Source organism: Mesorhizobium sp. WSM4823 (assembly GCF_055811195.1).
On record NZ_JBVVQL010000012.1, the window covers coordinates 137,156 to 154,025 of the forward strand.

A 16,870-nucleotide genomic window follows, 5' to 3' on the forward strand; every position below is an offset into this window, starting at 1 on the left:
GCCGCACGGGCTGTCGCGGCAAGCGCTACCACTCGATCGCCGGCCGCGCGATCATCAGCCAGAATATCCCGAGGACGGCAGCAAAGGCGGGAAAGCCAAAGGCGAACCACAGCCAGAAAAGCCTGGTATACCGGGCCGGCAGCGGGGTGCCCGCTTTAGCGGCTGCGGATGCCAGATTGCGCATCTCCATCTGTATCCATACCACCGGCAGCCAGAAAACGCCGGTGACGATGTAGAGCGCGATCGAGAGTACGATCCAGCCTTCGGAGAGCGGGTAACCGACCTGCCAGGCAAGCGCGACGCCGGTTATCGGCTGCGCCACAACCGCGGTTGCCGTGAAGAGGAAATCGGCGATTACCACGATGCGCGCCACGGCCGCAATCGTTGCCGCATTGCCGGTCCTGTGGGCGAGAAGCATGAAGAAGGCGATGCCGGCGCCGGTGCCAAGCAGCACACTGGCACCGATGACATGCAGGTACTTCAGCACGAAATAAAGCATCAGCGCTCCTCCAGTATTGCCAAGGCAACAAAGTGCAGGACGATGATCGGCAAGACTTTCAAGAATGGCCCAAGCGGTTCGTTCCAAAGGTCCGGGCGCAGGAAGGTGCCCAGGATCAGATAAAACAGCGAGAGCGCAATTCCAGCGTAGAGGCCTTTTCGCGCCGTTGGCCGCCAGGCTATGAGCGCGCCGACAACGATGTCGGCGAGAGCGCCGGCGACTACGGTCGGCGCTGACAACATACCAGCCCCGGTGCTTTGCATGAGGCCGATGCCGTTGCCGAAGCCAGTGGTCAGCGACACAATCCCCGTCATGATCCAGAAGAAGGGCAGGACGACGAAGATCGCAGGTTTGGCGAAATAAAGCCCGGCAAACCATTTTTCCTGCACCGTCGCGGGATTGAGCGCGAGGAACTGCACCAAGCTTTGTGGCTGTATGCCGGTCAAGGAAATCCAGCCCGAGGGGTCTCCGACCGCCCCTCGTGTGATCTCCCTGGCGGCGTTGCTGCGCATTGGAGGCCGCCAGCCGAGCATCGCGGCAAGATCGCCGAGGCGGTAAAGAAGCCGCGCAACCCATCCCGGCAGGACAAGTCTCGTTGCTGGAGCCCAGCCGAGCCAGCCGCGGAAAGTGCCGACAATCTCGTCCAGGGTCAGCTGTTCGGGACCTGCAAGTTCCAGCGCAATACGGGACCGACTGCCGGGATCGAGAAAGAAGAGCACCGTCGAGACCACATCCTCGAGCTGCACAACCTGCAGCCGGCCGGTATCGGGCATCGACGGCAGGACCGGCAGCGAGGCCAGACCGCGAAACAATGCGCTGGCGCCAAACACAGGCCGGCCGAGCACCACGGACGGTCGAAGGATAATCCAGTCCAGATCAAGCGCCATCAGGGCCTGATCGCCGGCATATTTCGTCGTCGAGAACGACGAAGGCTGTGCCCGATCCACACCCATTGCAGAGAAGTGGATCACCTTGGCAACGCCGGCCCGCGCGCAGGCGAGAAAAAGAGCCGCCGCCGCATCGCGATGAACCTGCCCGGTGTTTTCGCGGGGACTATCCTGCAGAACGCCGGCACAATTCACGACGGCATCGATGCCGGTGAGATGCGGCAGCCAATCTTCAGGGCGTAGCGCGGTCGCCATGTCCAGCACCAATGATTGGTAGCCGCGAGCTCCATTGTCCCGAGGGCTGCGGACGATGCCGACCACCTCGTGGCCTTCGGAAACGAGGCGGGCGCAGACCGAAGCGCCGATCAGGCCAGTGGCGCCGACGACGAGGACTCTCATGGGATTTCGATCTCGGCCGCTGGAGGCATATTGTTCACTTTACTCTCCGGCCCGCGAATATTCGACGTGCTCTCTCGCGCGAGAACTGTCCGGGCAGCGCGGAACAAAACCATCGACCGCGGGATTTAGGACAGCAGCAGGAGATCCATCATGGACAGGGAAGAGCGTATCAGGCGGCGAGCCCATGAAATATGGGAACGTGAAGGCCGTCCGGAAGGGCGGGAGCGGGAGCATTGGGATCGGGCTGTCCAAGAGATCGAGGCAGAGGGTTCCGAAGCAGAACGAGGTCCGGTCGTTCCCGACCCGACCGTTGGAGCCGGCTCCGATCCCGCACAGGCGACGCGCGGAGCTAATCGCAAGCCGAAATCTTGACCGGCTGTCCGGCACGGAAAGGAAAATGCCCATGCCTCGTCTTATCTCCTTGGGAGTGATCGTAGTGGCGGTACTCTTCATCGTTTGGCTGTGGGCCGACCAGACCGGCCAGACCAGCGTCGAGACCCAGCCCGCGCCCCATGCCATAGACCAGGATGGATGACGCCCGCCAAATTCCATTCCGAACAGGGCCTGCAAGGCTCGCAGTTGACGCGATCCTGGCCTAGGTCGAGGGCGCGGCATCCTCATTCCTGTACTCCTGAATAAGGCCAAGGATTTGCGATCGAACCAACTCGCGAGCCTCGGGCTGAACGAACGGCATCAGGAGTTCGACCCTCTCCTCGATCTTCTCGGGAAGATCCGCGGCAGGATCGATGAGATCGTTACCGTGCGCGTAGAGATTGTCCGTCAGCTTCTTGTCGAGGTCGGAAAAAATACCCATCCATCTGCTCCAAGCCAGCTTCTCTGCTTTAATTGGGAGGCTGACGAATTGTTCCGCCGGGGCGGTCGCTAACTAAAGAGCTGCTTGCCCACCGAAGCGTGCTGGCATTGGCCCCGCAGGATCGCGATTATTGCTGGTCCGGCATCTCGGTATTCTCCCGGGGATTCTTCTTGACGCCCGCCGCAGGCGAGGTGTCGGCCGGGGCGTTGCCGCCTTGGTTCTGCTCAGGCACTCTTGTAACCGGCGAGGTTTGCCAGCCCATGTCGCCGTACAGAAAGCCTATGAGAAAGCCGACGATAATAATCGCGGCTATGGCCAGCGAAAGTATAGCGTTGCGTCGCTGCATATCCGGCTCCTTCCTGCGAGCCGAACAGCCGGTGGCGAAAATGGTTCCCATCTACAGGAATGCGCGTGCAGCATACGTTGCGCACCTGGGAAAACGCTTGAAGCTTCAGGCCGTGGAACTTCGCACCTCGCCGGCGGTTGACATGCGCGAGTGACGAGCAGCGAGCGAAATGAGCTGTTCACCGACACTCTCGCAGCAGGAAGGAGACACCATGGGCAAAGAGAATACGACATCGAAGCCGGTAATCCGGCAGGCGGATGCCGGCGGCTTGCCACATCCAAGGCGGGACGCCGACAATACGGATGCGGGCGCGAAGCCGCCGACGCCGAAGACCGCCGGGACCTCAAAGCCCTCGACTGCTCCGCTGGACAATCCGGTGGCGAACCGCAATGCGGGCCGGCCGCGCCAGTCAGGCACCACACCACGGCCGTCCGAAAAGCCGCTGGACTGAGGTCGATGGCCGGGGTCGAACGGGACGGCGGCTGCCTGTGTGGCGCCGTTCGCTTCAAAGTGAGCGGCGCTCCGCTGCGCGTCGGAATCTGCCACTGTCAGGATTGCCGACGCGCCAGCGGCAGCTTCTTCACGCCGTTCGGCGTCTGGCCCATTTCGGCCTATGAAGGCAGCGGAGAAATGAAGATATTCGCCAGACGCAGTTTCTGCCCGCAATGCGGTTCGCATATCGCCTGGCTGCGGGACAACGAGGCCGAGATCATGCTCGGCTCGCTCGACATGGCTCCCAGCGACCTCATTCCGGAGTATGAACTGTGGGTACCGCGCCGTGAGAACTGGCTCATGGCATTACCCTGGGCGGAGCAATTTAGCGGTGATCGCTTTCCGCCTTCCGATCCATGACGAGCTGCTGAAAGAAGTTAGGAAGTCCGGGCCAATTCAGCCAAGGCACTCAAAATGGCAGCCTGATCTGCCGGCTTGCGAACAAATTTGAAGGTGGCGAAGGCGGATGGAACATCGTGAGGGCCAAATCCGCTGAGACACGCGAACGGAATGTCGCGGGTTTGCAATTCTTCTGCAATTGCCAGGCTTGTCTCGCCATTCAGCTGAATATCCAGCAGCGCCACGTCGACATGATCTTCGCCGATAAGGCGAAGCGCCGCCGCCACCGAGGGGGCGGGGCCGACGACCTGATGTCCCGAAGCGCGCAGACAAGCAGCGACGTCCTCGGCGATGAGCCATTCATCTTCGACCACCAGAACGCGCAGCCGGTCGCTCACGACGTCTCCTTGCGCGTCATTGGAAATGTGACCTGGACCTCAAGGCCATCATTGTTGAAGGCGGTCTCGACGTTTCCGCCCAGCCTGTAGCCGATCTCGCCCTGCAACAGGGAAAGCCCGAAACCGTTTACTTCGGGCTTTCTCACCGGCGGGCCGTCTCTCTCGCGCCAGGCGAGCGTGAAGACATCGCCCTCGCCTGACCATTTCACTACGACCCTGCCCTGGGGTTTCGACAGCGCACCATATTTGGCGGCGTTGGTCGCCAGTTCATGGATGGCCATGCTGAGGGAAAGGCCCTGTTGCGGACTGAGCTTCACTTCAGCCCCGTCAAGCTCGAACCGGTCGATGCCGAAAGGTTCGAGTTCCTGTCGCAACAGTTCGTTGATAGCGGCTTCTTTCCAGCGCTCCTTCGACAACAGCCCGTAAGCCCGCGACATGGCATGCAAGCGACCGATCAACGCCTCGGCGAACTCCTCCTTCGTTTCCGAATTTTCGCGGGTGCGGTTGGCGATGCTGGCGACGACCGCCAGCATGTTCTTGACGCGATGGTTCAGCTCCGAAATGAGCACCTGGTTTTGCTTTTCCGCCTCGGCCAAGGAGGTGACGTCGACCAAAGTGACCACGACGCCCTGAATTCCATCGTCCTTGTCGCGATAGGGATTGATGCGAACCATGTGAAACCGGCCCTGGGCGTCGCGCGCCGGATGATGGTTCAGGGTCTCTCCGGTTTCGAACACGGTATCGATGTGCTGTTTCAGCTCGGGATAGTCGAGCTGACTGGAAAGCTCGGTCAGCGGCCGGCCGATGTCGGATGGACGCAGGCTGAAGAACGACGAGGCCGCCGGAGTAAAGGTGCGCACCACCAGGTTGCGGTCGAGAAAAATGGTTGCGATCTGGGTGCTATCGAACAGATTCCGCAAGTCGCTGTTGGCGTGATCGAGCTCCTCTATCTTGCTGGTCAGTTCCGAATTTATGGTGTTGAGCTCCTCGTTGAGCGACTGCATCTCCTCCTTCGACGCCTCAAGCTCCTCGTTGGTCGACTGCGCCTCCTCATTGACGGAGACGAGTTCCTCGTTCGACGATTTCACCTCCTCCAGCGCGGTCTCGTACTCCTCGATCGTCGACTGCAGTCGCTCGCGCGTGTCGCGCAGATCCCGCTCGAGATCCGCAGTGCCTTCGCTATCACGATTTTGGCGCCCCACGTCCGACCGCGCCTGCACCGGGCCCGATGGTTCGAATAGGACAAGATACAGTCGTTCGCCCTTGCCGCGTTCCGCCAGGGGCTCGACAGTGAGTTTGATCGGCTGGGCCTGTTCGTCGTCCTCGTCGACGACGACATTTTCCCGCACCACAGTGCGGCGCGTCGTGGCGGCTTCCCGCAACGCCGCGCGAAGGTCGAGCCTTAGCCCGGCGCGGGCCAAAGTCAGCACTTGCCGGCTCGGAATGCCTTGCGGCGCTTCGAGATATCCGCCGGTCCGGGCCGAATAGTAGACGACGTCACCATCGCCATTCACCACGACATGCGGAGGCGCGAAACGCTCCAGCACCTGCGCCTCGACAGCCTGCCGAAGCGGATAGCTGGAAGTTCCTTTCTTCGACCCCGTGCCTTCGGGCATGAAGGCGCCTGAACGGCCATCACCGATCAGCATCGGCAGCCTTATATGCGGCGAGGCATGTTCCCGCGCCTGAAAAATGCGCTGCTTCTTGTCAACGGTGGCGAAGAGGTTGTCGTGCTGGCCGACGCTTTCGGAGGTGCCGAGAAAAAGATAACCGCCCGGCTTCAACGCGTAGTGAAAGATCGGAATGACCCGGTTCTGGATGTCCGAGCCGAAATAGATCAGCAGGTTGCGGCATGAAACCATGTCCATCCGTGAAAACGGGGGGTCGCGGACGACGCTGTGAGGGGAAAACACGCACAGCTCCCGTACCCCGTTGACAAGCACGTAGCTGTCGCCGTCGCTGCTGAAAAAACGCTGCTTGCGTTCGGGCGAAAGCCCCCTTAGCAAAGCTGCCGGGTAACGCGCCGCGCGCGCTACCGCAAGTGCCGGCTCATCGATATCAGTCGCAAATATCTGGACTCGCGGCTGGACCGGAAGCGTGTCCATGTGTTCACGCACCAGCATGCCGATCGAGAACACCTCCTCGCCGGTGGCGCAGCCAGGCACCCAGATCCTGACGGCGTCGCTGGCGGTCTTGCCCTCGAAAAGCTGCGGTACGATCTTCTCCTCGAGCAGCTTGAACGCTTCGGGATCCCGGAAAAAATCGGTGACGTTTATCAAAAGATCACGAAAAAGGTTCGTCACCTCGCGAGGGTCCTTTTTCAGCCATTCAACGTAGTTTTCAATCGAATCAAGCTGTGCGATCTGCATGCGCCGCTTTATGCGACGCAGGAATGTCTTGGCCTTGTAGCCGGAGAAATCATGGCCGGACTGGCCCTGCAGAATGCCGTAGATCTCGTCGCGGAGCCGACCCATGTCTGCCGTCTCCTGCTCGCCGTCTCCGCCAACCCCGTTCAGCATATCGAAGCTGCGGGCGAACCCTTCGAGCTTCGCACCGATGTCCTCCGCAGGCGCCGCAATATCGATCAGCCCGCTGGAGATCGCACTTCTCGGCATGTCCGGATTGCGCGGGCCGTAGCCGTCGGGTGCCTGGGCGACAGTCAGTCCGCCACGCTCCTTGATCGCCTTCGCGCCAAGCGTGCCGTCAGAATCGCCGCCCGACAAAATGACACCGACCGCATATTCGCCCTGATCCTCGGCAAGCGCGCTGAAGAAGATGTCGATCGGCTTACGCTCGCGGCTGAGCACGTTGGCTTGCCGCAGTTGCAGCACTCCCTTCTCAATCGTGAGAACGACGTTTTGCGGCATAACATAGACCTGGTCAGATAGGACTGTCATGCCGTCCTCGGCGATGATGACCGGCATCTGCGTGTAGCGCCCAACGACTTCGTGAAGCAGGCTTTCGCGCTCGGGACTGAGATGGGTGACGATGACGAAGGCCATGCCGGGCCGGCCGCTGACGCCCTTGAACAGGCCTTCCATAGCGGGAATGCCGCCTGCGGAAGCGCCCACGCCCACAATAGGAAATCTCTTCATCCGGGATGTCACCGCCAGCCCTCGGTTGAACAGCCTAGACCACAAGGCCGCCAATCGACCCAAAACCCACGACCGGGCTGAACCCGACGCCATCATATAACGCGCAAGAGGGCCGGAACAAGTCCGTGCAGACGGCGTTAAGGTCGGGACCAATTGTGGAACTTCAATGTCAAAACGCACACTTGACCTAAAGCTGACAAAACGAGCGTTGTTGCGCTCTTCGGATTTACTGTGCTTGCCGGCAAACGAACCCATTCCTCCCCGGATGCTGGTTTTGGCGAAACGATTGCAGGCAGCCTTGCAGGAACATTCTGAACCAGCCCGTGCGGATCGGAAATCTCGCTCCAAGAAGGGACGATGAGGTGCGCGATCTGCGAGGGGTGCACATCCTGATCGTCGAGGACGACTGGGTATTGGCCGGCGATCTTGCCAGGTACTTCGGCAATATGGGCGCGGTCGTCCTCGGCCCTGCGGCGACAGTCGAGCAGGCCTCTGCGCATACCGAGACGGCAGAGGCGGCGATCCTCGACGTCAATCTCAACGGCCGGCGGGTGTTCCCGATCGCAGACGAACTGATGCGCCGCGGCGTGCCTTTCGTCTTCTTCAGCGGCGACGAGGATATCGTCATCCCCGAACGCCTGCGCCACGCCAGCAATCTTCGAAAATCATCGGATAGCTACGCAATCTTCGATGCCTTGTTCCCCCCGGAAATGTCGGCCGTGGCGGGCAGCCCGCCCGTGAATCTGTCAGACAACGTCTTTTCACTCTTGCCGAAGCTCAGGCTCGCAGCGCGCCTGCTTCTGGGCGACGTGAGCGCTTCGGACCGGCTGGTCGAGCGAACGCTGGAGCGAGCCATCGGCGAGATCGACAGGAGGCGGGCCGGCGTGTCGACCGAAGATTGGCTGAACGGCATTATGCGAAGTGTTGCCAGATCGAGCGGAACGAGCCTGTTGCATTGAAGCGCGACCGACCGCGGACGGCCGAGGCTGGTCTCCTCTATTGATTCTCTTATCTGCCCATCGGGCCGGACTACTCGATATCCGATGCACGACTCCGAAAAAGCACGCTAATACAGCGGACTGGGGTGAAACTCTCCATCGGAATGCAAGGTGCCTAAGAGCTATCGGGGCACCATAGACGCGGCGGCCCTATCAGCCGCCCTGGTTTCGCTCGACGAACTTGTTGAACCGGCTGGTTTTTCCGCCACCGGTTTCGTCCTGGTAGAGGAAGGCCAGATCGTTCTCGTCGAAAATCCGGAAGAACTCGTCCCATTCGACGGCTTCGAACTCCTCCTCGGGTTCGCCAAAATCGATCCGCAGGATGCCGCCCTCGCCCCTGGTGCGTATCACGGCAGGTCGGCCGCCCCGATCTTCGGCCCACTGGCGGATCTCGTCGTGATTGGTGGTCGTCTTCGAGTCAGACATTGAAATCTCCTTTCGATCCGGGCTTTACGAGCTTCACGGCCGGGTCTGGCGCGCCACTGCTCGATGACAGCTACCTGTCTGTCCGCTGCTTCCGACCACGGCCGGATCAGCGCCCTAACCCCGAACAAGCTGCAATGTTCCGAAGGTCCAAGGCCTGTTCGCGATGCGTTCACCTCGGTTTGAGAGATCCCAAAACCATCTTTGTTGAAGGATAGGGAACAAACCTTTTGCCAAACAGTTCGGGGCGCCAAGGCCATCTGCGCAAGGAGTTGTCGTGAAACGCATATTGGTTACCGGGGGCTGCGGTTTCATCGGCCGCCACGTCGTTCAGGAACTCGTCGAACATGGTTATGCCGCCTGCATTCTCGATGCGCTGCTGGAACAAGTGCACGGGGGCGAGGCGATCAGCCTGCCGGCGGGAGCCGAACTGATCAAGGGCGACGTTCGCGACCGCGACGCCGTCGCCGAGGCGCTCCAGGGCGTCGACGCCGTCATCCATCTGGCGGCCGAGGTCGGCGTCGGCCAATCCATGTACGAGATCGCCCGCTATGTCGGCGCAAACGACCTCGGCACCGCCACCCTGCTTGAAGCGCTGATCAAACATCCGGTCGAGCGGATCGTCGTCGCTTCATCGATGAGCGTCTACGGCGAGGGCCTCTATGCGACGCCGGACGGTCGGCGGGTCGACAATGCAAGGCGGCAGACGAACGACATCAAGAGCAGCCAATGGAACCCGCTGTCGGCGGCGAATGAAAGCCTGTCGCCGCTGCCGACGGACGAGGAAAAGCCGGTCGATCTCGCCTCGATCTATGCGCTGACGAAATATGCCCAGGAGCGCGCGGTGCTAATCTTCGGGGACGCTTATGGCGTCGATGCGGTGGCGCTGCGCCTGTTCAACGTCTTCGGCGCCGGACAGGCGCTCTCAAACCCGTATACCGGCGTCCTGGCAAACTTCGCCTCGCGGCTCGCCAATGGCCAGCGGCCGATGATCTTCGAAGATGGCGAACAGAAACGCGATTTTGTCCATGTGCGCGACGTCGCCCGCGCGTTTCGCCTGGCCTTGGAACAGCGCCAGGCACGGAGCCACGTCATCAACATCGGCAGCGGAAAGGCCTATGCGATCAGCGAAGTCGCCCGGCTGCTCGCCGATGCAATGGGTGTGCCGGAGCGGCAGCCTGAAATCCTCGGCAAGGCGCGCTCCGGCGATATTCGCAACTGCTTCGCCGACATCTCGAAGGCGCGTGAATTGCTCGGCTTCGAACCGCGGCACCGGCTGGAGCATTCCCTCGACGAGTTCGTCGCTTGGGTTCGCAACACGGTTGCCATCGACCGCGGCGCCGACATGAAACGGGAGCTCGAAGAGCGGGGACTGGTGTCATGAGGCCCGATGGTTTTCGCGAAGCGCCGGTCACCATCGTCGGCGGCAGCGGCTTCATCGGCTCGAACCTCGCCGACAGCCTGTTGTCTGACGGCGTGCCGGTGCTGGTCATCGACAATCTCAGCCGTCCGGGCGTGGAGCAGAACCTCGCATGGCTGGCGCAGAAGCACGGCGATCGCCTTGCCGTTGAGACCGTCGATGTCCGGAATGCGGACGTTCTGGCGCCGCTTGTGGCGCACTCCAGGGCGATATTCCATCTTGCCGCACAGACCGCCGTCACCACGAGCCTCGTCCAGCCAAGCGAAGACTTCGACATTAACCTTCGCGGGACGTTCAACATCCTCGAAGCCGCCCGCCGGAGCGGCAACCGCATCCCGGTGATCTTCGCCAGCACCAACAAGGTCTATGGCGGCCTGCCCGATGTCACGGTGCGCGAAGAGCACGACCGGTGCGTGCCCTGCGACGCCGGCATCCGCGCCAACGGCATAGACGAGACCTGCGGCATCGATTTCTGCACGCCCTATGGCTGCTCCAAAGGCGCGGCCGATCAATATGTGCTCGACTATGCCAAGTCGTACGGCCTGCCAACCGCGGTCTTGCGCATGAGCTGCATTTATGGACCGCGCCAGTTCGGCACGGAGGACCAGGGTTGGGTCGCCCATTTTCTGCTCAGCGCGCTTTCCGGTCGGCCGATCACAATCTACGGCAACGGCAAGCAGGTGCGCGACATACTTCATGTCACCGATGCCGTTGCCGCCTATCGCGCGGTACTTGCGGGGATTGAGGACATCGGGGGCCAAGCATTCAATCTCGGCGGCGGACCGGACAACGCCGTCAGCCTGCGCATGCTGCTCAAGGAGATCGGCGAGCTGACCGGGCGGAGCCTTTCGATCCGCTACGACCGAGAACGCACCGGCGACCAGCCGTTCTTTGTTGCCGATACCCGCAAGATAGAAGCGAGGCTCGGCTGGAAAGCGCAGGTCTCCTGGCGCGACGGCATCCGCGATCTCGCCGACTGGCTGCAGCGTCATCGCCTTGAGCCGCAAGCCGAAGCAGCGAGGTACGTGGCATGAAAGTCGCCCTGGTCAATCCGTTCTGGACCTACGAAGACAGCATCTATTTCGGCTGCCGCCAGCCGCATCTGCCGCTGGAGCTGGGCTACTCGAAGGCTTTGCTGGAGGCTGACGGCCATGAGGTGCTGATGCTTGACGGGCAAATCCAGAAGCTTGACAACGCAGCGCTTGCCGATCGCGTCGCCGCCTTCGCACCGGCCATGACCGTCGTCAGCACGGCGCCGACCTATTTGTTCTGGCGCTGCGCGCCACCCGAGCTGCGCGTGCCCGCCGATTTCCTTAACCGCCTCGCCGGGCGCGGCGAGCGCACCGTCGCTGTCGGGCCGCACGGCTCGGCGACGCCGGCGCCGACGCTGCGCAAGCTTGGCGTCGACGTCGTCGTGCGCGGCGAATGCGAAGAGGTCGTCGCCGAGCTCGCAAGCCGTGACGATTGGAGCACCGTGCCCCACACCGCCCATCTCGACGGGGGAAAACTGGTCGGCAATGGCGGCGTCCACGCCAGTTCCTTTGTCGGTCATCCCCCCCTCGAATGGCCGTCCGATTGGATTGCCGCCCATCGACACCATCACCACAGGTTCGATGACAACCAAGCGGGTTACGGAGCGGAGGTCGAGGCGTCCCGCGGCTGCCCCTACAATTGCAGCTTCTGCGCCAAGATCGATTTCCGCGATGCCTACCGCCGCCGGAACCACGATGCGGTCATGGCGGAAATCGACCGCCTGATCGGACAAGGCGTCGGCTACATCTATTTTATCGACGAGATCTTCCTGCCGCAGAAAGCGCTGCTGGAAGCATTGGTCGATCGCGACGTCAAGTTCGGCGTGCAGACCCGCATCGATCTCTGGAAGCCGGAGCTCCTCGAATTGCTGGGCGCCGCCGGCTGCGTTTCGATCGAGGCCGGCCTCGAAAGCCTGACCGTGGAAGGCCGGGCCATGCTGGCAAAGCGTTGCCGGCTGGGCACCGAGGAACTGGCTGCGCTGCTGGTCAATGCACGACGTCACGTTCCGTTCGTCCAGGCCAATCTGATCGGCGTGGTCGAGGACGATCCCGCGCTGGTCGATCATTGGCGCAAGCACCTCATCGACCGTGGTGTATGGGCCAACGAACCGGTGCCGCTCTATCCCTACCCCAGTTCGCCCAGCTACCGCGAGATCTGGGGCGAGCCGGATGATCTCGCCTGGGAGCGCGCCCATGAGCACTATCTGGCCTCGTTCCGGACATTCAGCGACATCCAGGAGAAGCGTCCACGTGCGCTGGCCGAGTTGGAGGCCACATGTTGCAGTCACTGATCCGGCGTTCGCGGCGAATCCTGATGACCGTCGATGCCGTCGGCGGCGTCTGGCGCTACGCGCTTGATCTGTCACGAGAATTGGCTCAGGGCGGCGACAGCATCGTGCTCGCCGGATTGGGTCCGGAGCCGTCCGAGGAGCAGGCGAAGGAGGCGCAGGCTTTCGCAGCCCTGGTGTGGCTCAAGACACCGCCGGACTGGACCACCAAGAATGAGGCCGATCTGGACAGCTTGCCGCAGGAACTAGGGCCACTTGTTCGTGATTATGCGATCGACCTCGTCCATCTCAATGCGCCAACGCAGGCCGTGGGACTTGATGTGCCGTGCCCTGTCGTGGCGGTCTCGCATTCCTGCGTCGTGACGTGGCTCCGCGCTGTCAAAGGACTGGCCGCGGACGGCGAATGGGGCTGGCAGAAGGATCGCAACAGACGCGGTTTCGATTGGGCAAATGCTGTAATCGCCCCCAGCCGCAGCCATGCCGACATGCTCGAAGCCTGCTACGGACCGATCGCCCGCCTGAGCGTCGTCAGCAACGGCACGCGGCCGGGTCCAAAAGCACAGAGGCGCGAAGCAGTGGTTCTCGCCGCCGCGCGCTGGTGGGATGAAGGCAAGAACGCAGCTACGTTGGATCAGGCGGCATCGCTGACCAAATGGCCGGTCTTTGCTGCCGGGCCGCTGCAGGGCGCCGATGGGCAACGCGCCAGGTTCAGCAACGTCATCCCTCTTGGCTCTGTCTACTACGATGAGGTGCGTCTGTTGATGGGGCGGGCCGGCATCTTCGTATCGCCGTCAGTCTACGAACCCTTCGGCCTTGCCGTTCTGGAGGCAGCCACATCGGCAACACCTCTGGTGCTTGCCGACATGCCAACCTATCGCGAACTATGGGACGGCGCCGCCATGTTCTACGACGCCCATGATCCACGCGATCTCGCCAGATCTATCGATTGTCTCTCTTGCGACGCCCAGCATAGGCGCCGGCTGGGCGAAGCCGCCGCACGCCGGGCGCGCAAGTTTTCACCGGCAAGACAAGCGGCCGCCATGCGCGACATCTACGATCGGGCCGCGCTGGCCGTTGCGGAACGCTGACGATGCGGTTTGTGTTCTATACCCATTCCGTCGTTTCCGACTGGAACCACGGCAACGCACATTTCCTGCGCGGCATCATGCGGGAGCTCGTTACGCGCGGCCACCAGGCGATCGCCCTGGAGCCCGCGGACGGCTGGAGCCGTTCGAACCTGTTGGCAGAGAAAGGCCCCTACGCGATCGAGCGCTTCAGGAAGGATTTTCCGGAGCTGATGCCGGTGACCTACGATGCCTCCTTCGACCATGAAGGCTGGGTTGCCGACGCCGATGTGGTGATCGTCCACGAATGGACGGACCCGGCCCTTGTCGCGCGCATCGGCAGGGCCAAGGCCAACGGAGGCGGTTTCACGCTTCTGTTCCACGACACCCATCATCGCGCCGTCTCGGCGACGCAGGCGATCTCGGCTCTGCGGCTGGAACATTATGATGGCGTGCTCGCCTTCGGCGAAGCGTTGCGGCAAAGCTATCTTCGCGCCGGCTGGGGCAAACGTGCCTTCACCTGGCACGAGGCGGCGGATGCGCGCCTGTTCAAGCCGCACCCCGAGATCGACCCCACATCCGACGTCATCTGGATCGGCAACTGGGGCGATGACGAGCGCAGTGTCGAAATCAAGGAATTCCTGATCGGTCCGGTGGAAGAACTTGGCCTGAGCGGCACTGTTCATGGCGTGCGCTATCCACGCGAAGCGCTCGCCGATCTTGCCGCCGCCGGCCTGGGCTACGAAGGCTGGATCGCCAATGCCGACGTGCCTAAGGCATTCGCAGCCCATCGCGTTACCGTCCATATTCCGCGGCGTCCGTATCGGGAGAGTCTGCCCGGAATTCCGACGATCCGCATGTTCGAGGCGCTCGCCTGCGGCATCCCGCTCGTTTCGGCGCCTTGGGCCGACGTCGAACAACTCTTCAGGCCAGGCATCGACTTCCTTTTCGCCCGCGACGGAGCCGAGATGGGCCGTCATCTGCGCAATGTGCTGGACGATGCTGACCTGGCCGCCTCTCTCGTAAAATCCGGTCTCGAAACCATCCGGACGCGACACACATGCCGGCATCGGGCGGACGAGCTGTTCGACGTGCTCGCCGAATGCGGCAATCGCCAAGCCGCCAATCCCATCGCCATAGAGGAGACAGTTGCATGAAGATTGCTTTTTACGGATCGAGCCTGCTGTCTTCCTATTGGAACGGCGCGGCGACCTATTACCGCGGATTGCTCAAGGCTCTTTCCCAGCTCGGCTACGAGATCACATTCTACGAACCGGACGTCTACGACAGGCAGAAGAACCGCGACATCGAGGCACCGGACTGGTGCAATGTCGTCATCTACGAGGCGACCCCGCATGCGCTGATGCAGGTGGCAGCAAGCGCCGGCGAAGCCGACATCGTCGTCAAGGCGAGCGGGGTAGGCTTCGAGGACGAGGCGTTGCTGCGCGCGGTGCTCGACCATGCCCGCTCCGATGCGCTGACGGTGTTCTGGGATGTCGACGCACCGGCCACTCTGGGCCAGTTGCGCGACGAACCGGACCACCCCCTGCACCGCGCGTTGCGGGAGATCGACCTTGTCCTCACCTATGGCGGCGGCGACCCCGTCGTCTGGGCCTATCGTGCGCTGGGGGCGGCCGAGTGCGTGCCGATCTACAATGCACTCGATCCCGAAACGCATCATCCGGTGGCGAAGGATAAGCGCTTCGCTTGCGACCTCGCCTTCCTCGGCAACCGCCTGCCGGACCGCGAAGCGCGCGTCGAGGCGTTCTTCCTCGAACCGGCCAGCCGTTCGGGCGAGCAGCGTTTCCTGCTCGGCGGATCGGGTTGGGGCGACAAGCAGCTTCCGGCAAATGTCGCCTGGCTCGGCCATGTCGGGACGCGCGACCACAATGCGTTCAACGTCACCCCCAAAGCGGTACTGAACATCAGCCGCGACAGCATGGCCGCCAACGGCTTTTCACCTGCCACGCGCGTCTTCGAGGCCGCGGGTGCCGGCGCATGCCTCATCACCGACGCCTGGCTCGGCGTCGAATTGTTCCTGGTCCCTGGCGAAGAGATCCTGGTGGCGCGCGACGGCAACGATGTCGCCGAAATCATGCGGACCCTCACACCCCAGCGGGCAAAGGCGATCGGCGCAGCTGCGCTTCGGCGTGTTCTCGCCGAGCATACTTATGCGTTAAGGGCAGATGTGGCCGACGCTGTCTTCAGGCGTCATTTCGAACGCCCCACCGTGGAGGCAGCGGAATGACCAAGCGGCTCGATATCGTCTTCCTTGGCCTGTCCTTGTCCTCTTCGTGGGGAAACGGCCACGCCACGACCTTTCGGGGGTTGCTGACGGGCTTGCACGAGCTCGGCCATCGCGTCACCTTCCTCGAGCGCGACGTGCCTTGGTACGCAAACCATCGTGATCTGCGCGACCCGGATTTCTGCACGTTGCGCTACTACGAGACGACGAACGATCTTCGGGGGAAACACGCCCGCTGCCTGAAGCAGGCCGACGTCGTGGTGGTTGGCTCCTTCGTTCCGGAGGGGCGAGCAGTCGTCGACATCGCCGCTTCGTTGTGCACGGGGCAGTTCTGCTTTTACGACATCGACACGCCGGTCACGCTGGCAAAACTCGCCGCGGACGATTGCGATTACATCTGCCGGCGGCAGATTCCGTATTTCGACGTCTATTTCTCATTCACCGGCGGGCCGACGCTCGCCCGTTTGGCGGCGGACTTCGGTGCACGGCGCGCCGAGCCGCTCTACTGCTCCGTCGATCCGGAGCGGCATCGCCGAACGGCCGATCCGATCTGCTGGGATCTTGGCTACCTCGGCACCTACAGCGCGGACCGGCAGCCGACGCTGGATACTCTCCTGCTTGAACCGGCAAGACGCATGCCGGACCGTCGCTTCGTCGTAGCCGGCTCCCAGTTCCCGTCCGAGACCGTCTGGCCGAGCAATGTCGATCGGATCGAGCATTTACCGCCCGCGGACCACGCCGCCTTCTACAGCCGCCAGCGCTATACGTTGAACGTCACACGCAGCTCCATGATAGCGGCTGGATGGTCTCCCAGCGTACGCCTCTTCGAGGCGGCTGCCTGTGGCACGGCGATCATCAGCGATCGCTGGCCAGGTCTGGATAGCTTCTTTCCGGCAGCCATGATCAACACCGCCGGCCAAGCCGAAGACGTGATCGGTATCCTGTCCAGGCAATCCGACCGCGCCAGGCTGGCCATGGCCAAGCGGGCACGCGAAACGATCCTGGCAGCACATACCGGCGCCGCGAGAGCTCGCGAATTCGTTTTGCTGCTGGCGCGATCAAGATCGGCACGTTCGGCCCTCGATCTGGACGTCGAAAGTGCAGCATGACTGGCAGACAGGAGAAAATAGA

19 protein-coding genes are annotated in these 16,870 nt (G+C 62.3%); 12 read left to right on the top strand and 7 right to left on the bottom strand.

From position 1 onward, the window contains the following. Positions 1–25: 25 nt before the first annotated feature. Both AC0L26_RS24930 and AC0L26_RS24935 read right to left on the bottom strand, forming a co-directional pair. The gene (locus AC0L26_RS24930) at positions 26–499 is read right to left on the bottom strand and encodes a DUF2269 family protein (RefSeq protein ID WP_473634975.1); all 474 of its coding nucleotides are present in this window, start codon (positions 497–499) and stop codon (positions 26–28) included. Beyond that, the gene (locus AC0L26_RS24935; RefSeq protein ID WP_473634976.1) at positions 499–1,785 is read right to left on the bottom strand and encodes an SDR family oxidoreductase; all 1,287 of its coding nucleotides are present in this window, start codon (positions 1,783–1,785) and stop codon (positions 499–501) included. The genes AC0L26_RS24930 and AC0L26_RS24935 overlap by 1 nt, the downstream gene beginning before the upstream one ends. 150 nt (positions 1,786–1,935) lie before the next feature. Between AC0L26_RS24935 and AC0L26_RS24940 the strand changes: the two genes are divergently transcribed. After that, the gene (locus AC0L26_RS24940) at positions 1,936–2,157 is read left to right on the top strand and encodes a DUF2934 domain-containing protein (protein ID WP_352929268.1); all 222 of its coding nucleotides are present in this window, start codon (positions 1,936–1,938) and stop codon (positions 2,155–2,157) included. 31 nt (positions 2,158–2,188) lie between these two features. Beyond that, positions 2,189–2,320 carry a hypothetical protein gene (locus AC0L26_RS24945; protein ID WP_352929271.1) on the top strand — a complete coding sequence of 44 codons (132 nt, stop codon included), beginning with the start codon at positions 2,189–2,191 and terminating at the stop codon, positions 2,318–2,320. A 60-nt stretch (positions 2,321–2,380) separates the two neighbouring features. On the opposite strand, the gene AC0L26_RS24950 is transcribed toward AC0L26_RS24945, so the two are convergent. Then, the gene (locus tag AC0L26_RS24950; RefSeq protein ID WP_352929274.1) at positions 2,381–2,599 is read right to left on the bottom strand and encodes a hypothetical protein; all 219 of its coding nucleotides are present in this window, start codon (positions 2,597–2,599) and stop codon (positions 2,381–2,383) included. A gap of 127 nt (positions 2,600–2,726) precedes the next feature. Then, positions 2,727–2,945: a hypothetical protein gene (locus tag AC0L26_RS24955; RefSeq protein ID WP_473634977.1), complete on the bottom strand. Its 219-nt coding sequence runs from the start codon at positions 2,943–2,945 to the stop codon at positions 2,727–2,729. A gap of 211 nt (positions 2,946–3,156) precedes the next feature. Between AC0L26_RS24955 and AC0L26_RS24960 the strand changes: the two genes are divergently transcribed. Beyond that, positions 3,157–3,396, top strand: coding sequence for a hypothetical protein (locus AC0L26_RS24960; protein ID WP_352929280.1), 240 nt, complete (start codon positions 3,157–3,159; stop codon positions 3,394–3,396). 5 nt (positions 3,397–3,401) lie between these two features. Next, on the top strand, positions 3,402–3,797 hold the full coding sequence (locus AC0L26_RS24965; protein ID WP_473634978.1) for a GFA family protein: 396 nt from the start codon (positions 3,402–3,404) through the stop codon (positions 3,795–3,797). 17 nt (positions 3,798–3,814) lie between these two features. Here AC0L26_RS24965 and AC0L26_RS24970 read toward each other — a convergent pair whose 3' ends face one another. Together AC0L26_RS24970 and AC0L26_RS24975 are read right to left on the bottom strand one after the other, a co-directional pair. After that, the gene (locus AC0L26_RS24970) at positions 3,815–4,174 is read right to left on the bottom strand and encodes a response regulator (RefSeq protein WP_473634979.1); all 360 of its coding nucleotides are present in this window, start codon (positions 4,172–4,174) and stop codon (positions 3,815–3,817) included. After that, positions 4,171–7,269, bottom strand: coding sequence for a CheR family methyltransferase (locus tag AC0L26_RS24975; protein ID WP_473634980.1), 3,099 nt, complete (start codon positions 7,267–7,269; stop codon positions 4,171–4,173). Before AC0L26_RS24975 ends, AC0L26_RS24970 begins: the two co-directional genes overlap by 4 nt. Positions 7,270–7,631: 362 nt before the next feature. Between AC0L26_RS24975 and AC0L26_RS24980 the strand changes: the two genes are divergently transcribed. Then, positions 7,632–8,228, top strand: coding sequence for a response regulator (locus AC0L26_RS24980; RefSeq protein WP_473634981.1), 597 nt, complete (start codon positions 7,632–7,634; stop codon positions 8,226–8,228). A gap of 192 nt (positions 8,229–8,420) precedes the next feature. Here AC0L26_RS24980 and AC0L26_RS24985 read toward each other — a convergent pair whose 3' ends face one another. After that, positions 8,421–8,693, bottom strand: a complete 273-nt coding sequence (locus AC0L26_RS24985) for a hypothetical protein (protein WP_352929293.1) — start codon at positions 8,691–8,693, stop codon at positions 8,421–8,423. A 274-nt stretch (positions 8,694–8,967) separates the two neighbouring features. On the opposite strand from AC0L26_RS24985, the gene AC0L26_RS24990 reads away from it, so the two are divergent. The 7 genes from AC0L26_RS24990 to AC0L26_RS25020 are packed head-to-tail and all read left to right on the top strand — an operon-like array spanning position 8,968 to position 16,848. Continuing rightward, on the top strand, positions 8,968–10,074 hold the full coding sequence (locus tag AC0L26_RS24990; RefSeq protein ID WP_473634982.1) for an NAD-dependent epimerase/dehydratase family protein: 1,107 nt from the start codon (positions 8,968–8,970) through the stop codon (positions 10,072–10,074). After that, on the top strand, positions 10,071–11,144 hold the full coding sequence (locus tag AC0L26_RS24995; protein WP_473634983.1) for an NAD-dependent epimerase/dehydratase family protein: 1,074 nt from the start codon (positions 10,071–10,073) through the stop codon (positions 11,142–11,144). The genes AC0L26_RS24990 and AC0L26_RS24995 overlap by 4 nt, the downstream gene beginning before the upstream one ends. Next, a complete protein-coding gene (locus AC0L26_RS25000; RefSeq protein WP_473634984.1) occupies positions 11,141–12,433 on the top strand; it encodes a TIGR04295 family B12-binding domain-containing radical SAM protein in 1,293 nt (430 codons plus the stop codon). The genes AC0L26_RS24995 and AC0L26_RS25000 overlap by 4 nt, the downstream gene beginning before the upstream one ends. 23 nt (positions 12,434–12,456) lie before the next feature. Further along, positions 12,457–13,518 carry a glycosyltransferase family 4 protein gene (locus AC0L26_RS25005; protein WP_473634985.1) on the top strand — a complete coding sequence of 354 codons (1,062 nt, stop codon included), beginning with the start codon at positions 12,457–12,459 and terminating at the stop codon, positions 13,516–13,518. 2 nt (positions 13,519–13,520) lie between these two features. Then, complete coding sequence (locus AC0L26_RS25010) at positions 13,521–14,651, top strand: CgeB family protein (RefSeq protein ID WP_473634986.1); 1,131 nt, start codon at positions 13,521–13,523, stop codon at positions 14,649–14,651. Continuing rightward, entirely contained in the window at positions 14,648–15,742 is a 1,095-nt protein-coding gene (locus AC0L26_RS25015) for a CgeB family protein (RefSeq protein ID WP_473634987.1), read from the top strand. The genes AC0L26_RS25010 and AC0L26_RS25015 overlap by 4 nt, the downstream gene beginning before the upstream one ends. Next, on the top strand, positions 15,739–16,848 hold the full coding sequence (locus AC0L26_RS25020) for a CgeB family protein (protein WP_473634988.1): 1,110 nt from the start codon (positions 15,739–15,741) through the stop codon (positions 16,846–16,848). The genes AC0L26_RS25015 and AC0L26_RS25020 overlap by 4 nt, the downstream gene beginning before the upstream one ends. Positions 16,849–16,870: the final 22 nt, after the last annotated feature.